This window comes from Curtobacterium guangdongense, from assembly GCF_049341845.1.
GTDB classification, from domain to species: domain Bacteria; phylum Actinomycetota; class Actinomycetes; order Actinomycetales; family Microbacteriaceae; genus Curtobacterium; species Curtobacterium guangdongense.
This window is the reverse complement of sequence record NZ_JBMPIT010000008.1, coordinates 35,110-46,579: the sequence shown is the minus strand read 5'-3', so window position 1 is coordinate 46,579 and position 11,470 is coordinate 35,110. Positions and strand designations below refer to the sequence as shown.

The window sequence follows — 11,470 nt, the reverse complement described above, 5'->3', positions numbered from 1 at the left end:
CGTGGACGGGTGCGTCTACCACGTCGACGGGTAGGCCTACCACGTCGATGGATAAGTCTGTGCCTCGGTCGTGGAGGGGGCGACACGGTACTTCTCGAGCACCTGGGACATGAGTGTGCGGAACGCCGGAGCCGCTCCGCTGGACCACTTGTTGGCCTGCGGCTTCGTGAACGTCACCGTGACAACATACTGGGGGTCCTCCGCGGGTGCCATTCCGGCCACCGAGGTGATGCGCTCCGAGCCGTAGCCCTTCGAGCCCTCGGCGACCTCGGCGGTCCCCGTCTTCGCGGCGATGTTGTAGCCGGAGATCGGCTTCATGCCCACGAGCGTGCCACCCGTGACCACGCTCTGCAGCATGTCGGTGACCTGGGTCGCCGCGTTCGCGGACACGACGCGCTCACTCTGCACGTCGGGCGCGTCGATCGTGGTGCCGTCGGCCGTGGTGCAGCCCTTGACGAAGTGCAGCGGGATGCGGACACCGTCGTTGGCGATGGTCTGGTAGATGCTGGCGACCTGCATGGCCGTCGTCGAGATGCCCTGCCCGAACATCGAGTTGATGTCCGTCTGCTGGTCCCAGTTCGGGCTCGCCCCGTACTGCATCCCGGGCTGACCCGGGTAGTCGATCGCGGACTCCGGCTGGAACAGACCGAACTTCTTCATGACGTCGTAGCGCTGCTGCTCGGTCAGGCGGGAGCCGAGCTCGGTGATGCCGACGTTCGACGAGTCGCGGAGGATGCCCGTGAGCGTCAGGTTCTCGGTCTCGTGGAACTCGGAGTCGTGGATCGTGCCGCCCCACGGGAACGTGCGTGAGTACGGCACGGTGACACCGGTCGTCGGGGTGGCCTTGCCCTGGTCGATCAGCGCGGCCGCGATGGCCGCCTTGATCGTCGACCCCGGCTCGTACGTGTCGGTCAACGCCCTGGACCCGAACGCGCCCTTGTCGGTCGTGCCGTCGACGTTGTTCGGGTCGACCGTCGGGTAGTCGGCGACCGCGAGCACCTCGCCGGTCTTCGCCTTCACCACCGTGGCGGTCGCGGACACCGCACCGAGCTGCTGCGCGGCGTCGGCGATGTCCTGCGCGGCCATGTACTGCAGGTCGCTGTCGATCGTGGTCTCGAGCGTGCCGCCGTCCTTGGCTTCCTTCGTGGTGACCGTGCTGCCCGGGAGCTGCACACCGTCCTCACCGCGCTCGTACGTCTCGGAGCCGTTCGTGCCGGCGAGGCACTTGTTGTACGCGTACTCCAGACCGGCCTGGGCGCCGTCGGTGCCCATGAACCCGGTGATGTTGCCCGTCGTCGCACCGGTCGGGTACGTCCGGGCGGACTGCTGCTGCGGGTACAGCCACGGTACGTCGAGGGCCTGGACCGCCTCGTAGTGCTTCACGTCGAGCCCCTTGACCAGGTAGGCGAAGTCCGACTTCGGGTTCGCCTCGATGGCCTTCTGCATCGCTGCGGCGTCCCCACCGGACGCGTCGGCGATCGCCTTCAGTGCATCGGACACGGTGATGTCCTTCGTGCGGGTCCCGCCGAGCTTGCCCTCGAAGTCCTTCACCAGGCGCGGGGCCGTCGTGATGTTGTACCGCGTGACACTGTCGGCGAGCTCGGTGCCGTTCCGGTCGACGATCGACCCGCGCGCGCCGTACAGCGTCACGGGGATGCTGCGCTTGGCGCTGGAGGCCTTGTTGAGCTCGGCCGCCTGCACGACCTGGATGTCGACCAGGCGGATCACGAACACCGCCACGAGGGCGATCACGGCGACGATCACGACGCTGTATCGGAGTCGACGGTTGCGGATCGTCTTCGTCACGCGGTGCGGTCCTTCCCGGGCGGTACTGACCCCGTGGTCACCTGGTGGACGGCGCCTGGAGCTGGTTCGGGTCGGACTCTACGGACGACTTGGACGAACCCGAGTCCGACGCGCTGGCGCCGCTCGTGTTCCCAGCGTCGTCCGTGGCCGTCGCCGAGCTGTCCGTCGATCCGGTCGCCGCCCCGTTCTCCTTGCTGGTCGACGTGTCACCCTGCTTCGCGACCAGGGGGACGTCGTCGAGCAGCGAGTTGGGGACCTGGTTCGCGGTGTTGCCCGTCGCCTCGTCCGGGGTCGCCGGGGTGGGCGTGCCGTACACCCGGCCGGTCTTCGGGTCGAGGTACACCGGCGTCGAGTTCGCGATCATCCCGAGGGCCTGGGCGTTGCGCGCCAGGTTCTGCGGCGAGTCGAGCACCCGGAGGTCCTCGGACAGCGACTGCTGGGTGCGGCTGAGCTTGGTCTGCTCCGCCGTGAGCGAGTTCAGCTCGTAGGCGCCCTGGCTGAGCACCATGCTGATGCCGAGCTGCGCCAGGAGCAGGATGCCGAGCGCCGCGACCGCCACGATCGCGTAGGCGATGCGCGGACGTGCTCGACGCTGTGCCCTGGTCGGGGTGACCTCGACGAGCTCCGGTCGGTTGCGGGACGGGCGCGGTGCGCGCGACGGGGCGACGACGGGGTCGACGAGTGCGAGGTTCGTGCTCATGTCACTTCCGGATCCGCTCGGCCGCGCGGAGTCGCACGGGTGTTGCTCGGGGGTTGGCGGCGCGTTCGGCCTCGTCGGCCAGTTCCGCGCCCTTGACGATCAGGGAGAAGGTGGGGGCGTGCTCGGGGAGCTCCACGGGCAGGTCCGCCGGTGCGCTCGAGGTCGTCCGCTTGACGAGGGCCCGCTTGACGATGCGGTCCTCGAGCGACTGGTACGACTCGACGACGATGCGGCCACCCACGGCGATGGAGTCGAGTGCCGCGGGGATCGCCCGCTCGAGCACGCTGAGCTCCGTGTTGACCTCGATGCGGAGCGCCTGGAACACGCGCTTCGCCGGGTGGCCCTGCCGCTGGATCGCCACGGGGGTGGCGTCGTGGAGGACCTGCACGAGGTCGCCGGACATCGTGAACGGCGTCTCGGCACGGCGCTCGACGATGGCCTTGGCGTACCGGCCGGCGAGCTTCTCCTCGCCGTAGCGCTGGAAGATCCGCCGGAGTTCGCCCTCGTCGTACTCGGCGAGGACCTCGGCGGCGGTGATGCCCTGCGTCCGGTCCATCCGCATGTCGAGCGGCGCGTCCTGGCTGTAGGCGAAGCCTCGCTCGGCACGGTCCAGCTGCAGCGACGAGACGCCGAGGTCGAACAGCACGCCGTCCACCTCGTCGAAGCCCTCACCGCGGATCGCGTCGACGATCTCGTCGTACACGGTGTGCACGAGGCGCACCCGGTCGCCGAAGCGAGCGAGCCGCTCCCCCGCGATGCCGAGAGCGTCGGTGTCGCGGTCGAGGCCGATGAGCGTCAGCTCCGGGAACCGCTCGAGCAGCCCCTCGGAGTGTCCGCCCATGCCGAGCGTCGCGTCGACGACGACCTTGCCGGGTCCCTCGAGCGTCGGCGTGAAGAGGTCGACGATGCGCTCGAGCATGACGGGGGTGTGCGGGAATCGTTCGGTCTCTGCCATGTCCAGCCCTGCTCTTCGTGGGCCGCGGGTCCGGATCCCCATCCATACCGACCTGACACCGGGGAAGGTGCATCAGGGCGGACGGCTGGGAGTCCCGATCCGCGGATCAGAAGATGCCCGGGATCACCTCCTCGTCGTTCTCGGCGAAGGCCTCTTCGGCCTCGGCGTAGTAGGCCTCCCACGCGGTGGTCGACCAGATCTCGGCACGGTCACCGCTGCCGATGACCGTGAGGTCCCGCTCCAGCCCCGCGTACTCACGGAGGTTCTGCGGGATCGTCACGCGGTTCTGCTTGTCGGGCTGTTCTGCGCTGGCCCCCGAGAGGAACAGGCGCATGTAGTCCCTGGTGCGCTTCGACGTCATCGGCGCCTGACGGATGCGTTCGTGGAGTTCCTCGAACGTCCTGGCACTGAAGACCACCACGCAGCGCTCCTGCCCACGGGTCATCACGAGACCCCCGGACAGTTCGTCCCGGAACTTGGCGGGGAGGATCACGCGACCCTTCTCGTCCAGCTTCGGGGCATGGGTACCGAGCAGCACGTCGGGGCCTCCCCTCAGCTCCACCGGTTGTCGATGGGCCCCACGGTACTCCACTTCCCTCCACCGCGGTGGAAATCCACTCCCCAAAACACCCCTGACACCCCTTTTGGGGCGAAGACGGGAGGCTCCCATCACCTTGGGTCGGCAGCTCAGGCCCGGAATCCCGCGGTTCTTCCGGGTTGGGCCACCTGGGGAGGAAAGTGGAGGGTTATCGCAGCCCTCGGCGCGTGGCGGGTGCCGCGCGAGCACGTCCGAGCACGAAAAAACGGGGCCGGCCCGTGTGGGCCGACCCCGTGGAGGAGTGTGGAGTGGAGTCCTACTGACTCTGGTCGTTCCGCTTGTCCCAGCGGTCGTTCATGCGGTCCATGAAGGAGCCGCCCGACGCCGACGACCCGCGAGCACCACCGGACGACGGCGTCCGGGGGGCCTTGGCCTTCGGCGCTCGCATCCCCGGGCGCAGCGCGAAGAGCACGCCCGCGAGCATGACGACGAAGCCGACGATGCCGATGAGGGGCTGGCGCATGACCAACCCGAGGATGACGACGGCGACTCCAGCGAGCGCGCCCAGGACACCGAGTGTGATCGACGTGTAGGTCGGTCGCCCCTGTCGCCGGGTGACGCGCGCCACGAAGTCGGAGTCGTTCTGGTAGAGGCTGCGCTCCATCTCTTCGAGAAGTCGCTGCTCTTGCTCCGAGAGTGGCATCTTGATTCCCTCTTTGTCCCTGGGATCAACGCGTGGTCAGTGGACCGATTGTATGTCTCGGCCACCCACTAGGGTAGGGATCGTGGCTGAGAGTACGCGATTAGTGGACCTCGTTTCGGCTCGGATCGATCGAGCGCTCGACGAGCAACGTGATCGCCTCCTCGCGATCAGTCCCGACCTGGCTCCGTTCAACGAGTACGCGCGGGACCTGCTGTCCGGCGGCAAGCGCTTCCGGGCGCTGTTCTGCTACTGGGGATGGCAGTCCGTCGCGGGCCGTTCCGGCTCGTTCGACCCCCTCGCCGAGGGCGCCAGGCAGACCACGGCAGAAGCGGTCGTCACCGTCGCCGCCGCGCTCGAGGTCTTCCACGCCGCAGCCCTGGTGCACGACGACATCATGGACCGCTCGGACACCCGTCGCGGCCGTCCCGCCGCACACCGCCGCTTCGAGTCCCGCCACGAGGAGTCCGGGTGGGTCGGCGACCGCGCGCTCTACGGCACCAACTCCGCGCTGCTCCTCGGCGATCTGCTGCTCTCCCTGAGCGACGCCGTCTTCGACGAAGGCCTCGCGCTCCTCGACCCGGTCCGGGCACGCATCGTCCGCCAGGAGTTCCACGCCATGCGGCTCGACGTCACGGCGGGGCAGTACCTCGACATCCACGAGGAGACGGCCTGGCCGACCGTGGACGAGAGCGAACAGCTCCTCCGCGCGCAGCGGGTCATCGTCTTCAAGTCGGCGAAGTACTCGGTCGAGGCGCCCCTCGTCATCGGTGCGCTCGTCGCCGGCGCGACCGAGTCCCAGCTCGAGGGCCTCCGCGCCTTCGGCCTGCCGCTCGGCGTCGCGTACCAGCTTCGCGACGACATGCTCGGCGTCTTCGGCGACCCGGAGCTCACGGGCAAGCCCGCCGGTGACGACCTCCGCGAGGGCAAGCGCACCGTCCTGATCGCCACGGCACGCAAGGCGCTGCCGGGTGGTGCACGCTCGCTCCTCGACGAGCTGCTGGGCGACCCGGACCTCGACGAGGACCAGGTGCAGATGCTCCGCGCGACCCTCACCGAGTCGGGTGCCGTCACCGCTGTCGAGCGCTCGATCGACCGGCACGTGCAGCGTGCGAAGGCGGCGCTCGACGCCGCTCCGCTCACGCCGTCGGCGCGGGAGCAGCTCGCGACGCTGGCCGACACGGTCAGCCGCCGCGTGGCCTAGTCGTAACCACCAGTCGAAAGGGAGGCACGGTGCCAGCTGGCACCGTGCCTCCAGTCCGATGGCGGCTAGAGCAGGGACTGCGCGATGCGGCGCACCTCGGCCTTGCGGCCGGCGCGCAGCGCGTTGATCGGCGAGTCGCCGATCGCGTCGTCCACCGTGAGCATCCAGCGCACGGCTTCGTCGTCCGAGAAGCCGTTGTCGTTCAGCACGATCAGCGTGCCGCGCAGCTCCGGCCGCGGTTCTCCGTCCTCGAAGAACTCGCTCGGGACGCGCAGCACGCCGCCGATGCGGGCGGGCAGCAGGGTGCGCTGCTCGAACAGGCGGTGGACGCGGCCGGGGCTCACGCCGAGCATCTCGACGAGGTCCGGGACCGTCAACCAGCGTTCGGAAAGGGTCATGTCATCCGTGGGTGTGGCACTCACACGCCCATGTTGCCAGAGTGCTGCGGAACCGAGCACCAACTCACGAGTCACATTCGTCACACACTTCACACTCGACTCTCTGGTTGACTTGCGATTCACGACATGCCAGCGTGGAGCCACCTGTGAGTGCGCGCCTGCGTGCGCACGGCTCACCCGGAGACAGGAGCACACCGTGGACACCGAAGCCCAGGACCGCGCTCGACGCGCACGATCTGCACGATTCGCCACCATGCCGATCGTCCTCGCCGGGACGATCGCCGTGACCGCCGGCCTCACCGGCCCGGTCGCCCACGCCGAACCCCGTCACGACGACGACTCGAACAACAAGCGCCACGTGGACGAGGACCAGAACGTCGGACACCGCTCGGTCTTCGGCACCGCGGTCGCACGCCCGTCCCAGACCACCGTGACCACCGTCGCCGCGGTGCAGAAGGCCCCGACGACGTACACCGTGCGCCAGGGCGACACCGTCTCGGGCATCGCCGCCCGCTACGGCCTCTCCGCGCAGGAGATCCTCGTGCGCAACGGCCTGGGCTGGAACACGATCATCCACCCGGGGCAGTCGCTCCACCTCGCCTCGACACCCGTCGCGACCACCGCCAGCGCGACCACCTCGTCGAGCGCGACGTACCACGTCAAGCAGGGCGACACGATCTCGGGCATCGCGGCCCGGGTCGGCGTGTCGACCAGCGCACTGCTCGGCGCGAACAAGCTCTCGCTCGGCAGCGTCATCTACCCGGGCCAGTCGCTCGCGGTGCCCCGCGCCGGGTCCTCGGCAGCTGCGGCTGCTCCGGCCGCTGCTGCCCCGGCCGCCGCTGCCCCGGCCGCCGCTGCCCCGGCCGCCGCTGCTCCGGCCGCGTCGAAGGGCGGATCGGTGACCATCGGCAACGGTGACACCATCGCGTCGATCGCGGCCTCGCACGGGGTGTCCGTCTCGGCGCTGCTGTCCGCCAACGGCCTGACCTACACGAGCACGATCTACGCCGGCAAGACACTCGTCCTGCCGTCGTCCGGACCGTCGCTCACCACCGAGCAGCGCGCGAACGCCGAGACCATCGTCAGCGTCGGGCGCTCGCTCGGCGTCTCCGACCGTGGGCTGGTCATCGCGCTGGCCGCCGCCATGCAGGAATCGGGTCTCCGGAACCTGTCGCACGGCGACCGGGACTCGGTGGGGCTGTTCCAGCAGCGGCCGAGCCAGGGCTGGGGCACGGCTGCGCAGCTGCAGGACCCGACCTACGCGTCCAGGCTGTTCTTCGGCGGCAAGTCGAACCCGAACGCGGGCAAGACCGCGGGACTGCTCGACATCCCCGGCTGGTCCACGAAGAGCGTGACGGACGCCGCACAGGCCGTGCAGCTCTCCGCGTACCCGAAGGCGTACGCACAGTGGGAGAAGTCGGCGACCGCCTGGCTGGCGACGCTCTGAACACGGCCGCGAGCGGGCCCGGCCACCGGTCCCGTCCGCGGCCCGGGGTCATCCGTTCGATCGAGATTGCATCACGACCGGTGCGCCGATGCGGTGTCGTGGACTCCGGATTCGTAGAATGCCGCCGATGAGCACGAACGCCGCCACGGATCCGATGATCGGTCGCATGATCGATCAGCGGTACCGCGTCCGATCCCGCATCGCGCGCGGGGGCATGGCGACCGTGTACCTCGCGACCGACGTCCGACTCGAGCGCAGGGTCGCGATCAAGATCATGCACGGCCACCTGGCCGACGACGCGGCCTTCCGCGAGCGCTTCATCCAAGAGGCCCGTTCCGCGGCACGGCTGTCGCACCCGAACCTCGTCGGCGTGTACGACCAGGGCGCAGAGGGCGACACCGCCTACATCGTCATGGAGTATATCCCGGGCATCACGCTCCGCGACCTCCTGCAGGAGCACCGCGCGCTGACACCGGAACAGGCGACCGACATCATCCGCGCCGTGCTCGCCGGGTTGGCGTCCGCACACCGCGCCGGGATCGTGCACCGCGACCTCAAGCCCGAGAACGTGCTGCTCGCCGACGACGGCCGCATCAAGCTCGGCGACTTCGGGCTCGCTCGCGCGTCGACGCAGAACACGGCGACCGGGGCCGCACTCCTCGGCACGATCGCGTACCTCTCCCCCGAGCTCGTCACACGCGGCGCCGCCGACTCCCGCAGCGACATCTACGCCGTCGGCATCATGCTGTACGAGATGCTCACCGGCGAACAGCCGTACAAGGGCGAGCAGCCGATGCAGATCGCATACCAGCACGCCAACGACACCGTCCCCGCCCCGAGCGCCGTGGTGCCCGGGGTCCCGTCGGAGCTCGACGACCTGGTGGCATGGGCAACGGCGCGCGACCCCGACGACCGCCCGCGCGATGCCCGCGAGATGCTCGACCACATCACCGGGAACCAGCAGCGCGCGACGGGGCAGTACCGCACGGCGGTGCTCCGGCCGGAGAACGCCACCGCGATCCTCCCGGCCGGCGCTCCCGGTCCGGACGCGTCCGACGCCACGACGGTCCTCGAGCCGCACGGCGGACGGCAGCCGTCCGGCGAGACCCCTGTCGCGAAGCGACCTGGGAAGAACACCCCGGGGCCGCGGCGCACGGGCGTGGATCCCCACGCGCTGTCCCCCGCCGGGCAACGGCTCGCGGACAAGTCCACCAAGCGGCGCAAGCGCGGCTGGATCCTCCTCGTCGTCGTGGTCGTCCTGGCGCTCATCGGTGCCGGCATCGGCTGGTACCTCGGCCCCGGCCCTGGTGGCAACGTGCGGATCCCGCAGGTCGCCGGCAAGTCCGTGTCCCAGGCGCGCCAGTTGCTCGAGGCACAGGGCCTGCAGGCGGCGGACAAGACCGGTACCCGGTTCGACGCCGTCGTGGCGAAGGGACAGGTGTCGGCGACGGCCCCCGCGGCGTCCCGAGAGGTCCGCAAGGGCACCTCCGTGCAGATCCTGGTGTCGAACGGCCCGAAGATGATCGCCCTCCCCGCGATCGTCGGGCAGTCGGTGTCGACCGCTCAGGCCGCGCTCGACGACGACTTCGACCTACAGGACCCGCAGTACCAGTTCTCGGCCGACGTCGCGAAGGACACTGTCATCGCGGCGACCGGGCGGGACGCGAACGGCAACGGCGTCGACCTGACCACGGTCACCGAGTACGGCGAACGTGGCCCGATCACCCTCACGGTGTCGCTCGGCCCCGTCCCCGACGTCGTCGGCAAGACCGCCGCCGATGCCCAGGCGGCGCTCGAGGCCGTCGAGCTCACGGTCGGTTCGCAGGACGAGCAGTACAGCGACGACGTGCCGGAGGGGCAGGTCATCTCCGCGAAGCCGCAAGCCGACCCCGCGGTGAAGGGCACCGCGGTCGACCTCGTCGTGTCGAAGGGTCCTGCGCCGATCGCGCTGCCGGACGTCCACGGCAAGACGATCAACCAGGCGACATCGACCCTCGAGAACCTCGGCTTGAAGGTCTCGGTGCCCGACTGCACGAACATCCTCTGCGGCTTCTACGACTGGAAGGCGAGCCTGCCGGTCAAGTCCACGGACCCCGCCGCCGGCACCACCGTCCACAAGGGCGACACGATCACCCTGGCCTACGACCAGTAGTCGCGCGTTCCTTCCCACAACGCCCGCAATAGGAAGCCGAATCGCGCGTAGGAGGCCTCTTTCTCCGGCCTCCTCCGCGCGATTCCGCTCACCACGCGCGAAAGGGCCCACGGCCCGCTCCGCGCGAAACGACGGACGGGAGGCCCGGTGCCAGCTGGCACCGGGCCTCCCGTCGGTCTCGGCGCGGCTAGCGCGCGGTGTGCGGGTGCGCGCTCAGTTCCTCCGCCACGAGGAACGCGAGCTCCAGCGACTGCATGTGGTTCAGGCGCGGGTCGCAGAGGGACTCGTAGCGGGTCGCGAGGGTGGCCTCGTCGATCTGCTCGGAGCCGCCCAGGCACTCCGTGACGTCGTCGCCCGTGAGCTCGACGTGCATGCCACCCGGGTAGGTGCCCGCCTCGCGGTGGACCTCGAAGAAGCCGAGGACCTCGTCCACGACGTCGTCGAACCGGCGCGTCTTGTACCCGGTCGGCGTCGTCAGGCCGTTGCCGTGCATCGGGTCGGTCACCCACAGCGGGTTCGCGTCCATGCCCTTGATCGCCTCGAGGAGCTTCGGCAGCTCGTCGCGGATCTTGCCGGCACCCATGCGGGTGATGAACGTCAGACGGCCGGGCTCACGGTTCGGGTCGAGCTTCTCGATGAGCGCTTCCATGTCGGCGACCGAGGTCGTCGGGCCGAGCTTGACGCCGATCGGGTTCCGCACGCGGGACAGGAAGTCCACGTGCGCGCCGTCGAGGTCACGCGTGCGCTCCCCGATCCAGATGAAGTGCCCCGACGTGTCGTACGCCTGGCCGGAGCGGGAGTCGATCCGGGTCATCGGGCGCTCGTAGTCCATGAGCAGGCCCTCGTGCGAGGCGAAGAACTCGACGTGCTTGAGCTGGTCGAAGTCCGCGCCGCACGCACCCATGAACCGGATGGCGCGGTCGATCTCCTTCGCGAGGTGCTCGTAGCGGGCGTTCGCCGGGTTCGACGCGAAGCCCTTGTTCCACGAGTGCACCTGGCGGAGGTCCGCGAAGCCGCCCTGTGTGAAGGCGCGGACGAGGTTCAGCGTGGACGCTGCCGTGTGGTACCCCTGCACGAGGCGGCGAGGGTCGGCCTGGCGGCTCTCCGGCGTGAAGTCGTACCCGTTCACGATGTCGCCGCGGTAGGCAGGCAGCGTGACGTCGCCGCGGGTCTCGAAGTCGCTCGAGCGCGGCTTGGCGAACTGCCCGGCCATGCGGCCCATCTTGACGACGGGCATCGAGGCGCCGTACGTCAGCACGACGGCCATCTGCAGGATCGTCTTCACCCGGTCGCGGATCGAGTCCGCCGTGGCACCGGCGAAGGTCTCGGCGCAGTCACCGCCCTGCAGCAGGAAGGCCTTGCCCTGCGCAGCAGCAGCGAGCCGGTCGCGGAGCTGGTCCACCTCGCCCGCGAAGACGAGCGGCGGGAGCGTGGCGAGCTCGGCCGAGGCGGCTTCTGCGGCGGCCTGGTCGGGCCAGCTCGGCTGCTGCTTGATCGGGAGCGTCCGCCAATAGTCGAGGCCCTCGATCACGTCCGGATCCTGCAGGGCGACGAAGTCGGTCGACTCGAA

General features: G+C 69.7%; 10 protein-coding genes. 3 read left to right on the top strand and 7 right to left on the bottom strand.

Annotation, left to right across the window (positions count from 1 at the left end; genetic code table 11):
- Positions 1 to 36: 36 nt before the first annotated feature.
- The 5 genes from ACO0E1_RS13955 to ACO0E1_RS13935 all read right to left on the bottom strand — a co-directional run bounded on the left by ACO0E1_RS13955 (position 37) and on the right by ACO0E1_RS13935 (position 4,702).
- Complete coding sequence (locus ACO0E1_RS13955; protein WP_422874750.1) at positions 37 to 1,806, bottom strand: peptidoglycan D,D-transpeptidase FtsI family protein; 1,770 nt, start codon at positions 1,804 to 1,806, stop codon at positions 37 to 39.
- 37 nt (positions 1,807 to 1,843) lie between these two features.
- Positions 1,844 to 2,506, bottom strand: a complete 663-nt coding sequence (ftsL, locus tag ACO0E1_RS13950) for a cell division protein FtsL (protein WP_422874749.1) — start codon at positions 2,504 to 2,506, stop codon at positions 1,844 to 1,846.
- A gap of 1 nt (position 2,507) precedes the next feature.
- Positions 2,508 to 3,461 (bottom strand): 16S rRNA (cytosine(1402)-N(4))-methyltransferase RsmH, encoded by a 954-nt coding sequence (gene rsmH, locus ACO0E1_RS13945; protein WP_422874748.1) that lies wholly within the window; start codon positions 3,459 to 3,461, stop codon positions 2,508 to 2,510.
- Between the two features lie 106 nt (positions 3,462 to 3,567).
- Entirely contained in the window at positions 3,568 to 3,999 is a 432-nt protein-coding gene (gene mraZ / locus ACO0E1_RS13940) for a division/cell wall cluster transcriptional repressor MraZ (protein WP_144759890.1), read from the bottom strand.
- A 316-nt stretch (positions 4,000 to 4,315) separates the two neighbouring features.
- Positions 4,316 to 4,702, bottom strand: a complete 387-nt coding sequence (locus tag ACO0E1_RS13935; protein WP_422874747.1) for a DUF3040 domain-containing protein — start codon at positions 4,700 to 4,702, stop codon at positions 4,316 to 4,318.
- A gap of 82 nt (positions 4,703 to 4,784) precedes the next feature.
- On the opposite strand from ACO0E1_RS13935, the gene ACO0E1_RS13930 reads away from it, so the two are divergent.
- Entirely contained in the window at positions 4,785 to 5,903 is a 1,119-nt protein-coding gene (locus ACO0E1_RS13930; RefSeq protein WP_422874746.1) for a polyprenyl synthetase family protein, read from the top strand.
- Between the two features lie 65 nt (positions 5,904 to 5,968).
- Here the strand turns inward: ACO0E1_RS13930 and ACO0E1_RS13925 are convergent, their stop codons facing one another.
- A complete protein-coding gene (locus ACO0E1_RS13925) occupies positions 5,969 to 6,301 on the bottom strand; it encodes an Rv2175c family DNA-binding protein (protein ID WP_281264174.1) in 333 nt (110 codons plus the stop codon).
- Positions 6,302 to 6,554: 253 nt separating this feature from the next.
- On the opposite strand from ACO0E1_RS13925, the gene ACO0E1_RS13920 reads away from it, so the two are divergent.
- Positions 6,555 to 7,748, top strand: a complete 1,194-nt coding sequence (locus ACO0E1_RS13920) for a LysM peptidoglycan-binding domain-containing protein (protein ID WP_422874745.1) — start codon at positions 6,555 to 6,557, stop codon at positions 7,746 to 7,748.
- Positions 7,749 to 7,875: 127 nt separating this feature from the next.
- Positions 7,876 to 9,900, top strand: coding sequence for a Stk1 family PASTA domain-containing Ser/Thr kinase (pknB, locus tag ACO0E1_RS13915; RefSeq protein ID WP_422874744.1), 2,025 nt, complete (start codon positions 7,876 to 7,878; stop codon positions 9,898 to 9,900).
- A 187-nt stretch (positions 9,901 to 10,087) separates the two neighbouring features.
- On the opposite strand, the gene ACO0E1_RS13910 is transcribed toward pknB, so the two are convergent.
- Entirely contained in the window at positions 10,088 to 11,431 is a 1,344-nt protein-coding gene (locus tag ACO0E1_RS13910; protein ID WP_281267567.1) for a class II 3-deoxy-7-phosphoheptulonate synthase, read from the bottom strand.
- Between the last annotated feature and the right edge of the window lie 39 nt (positions 11,432 to 11,470).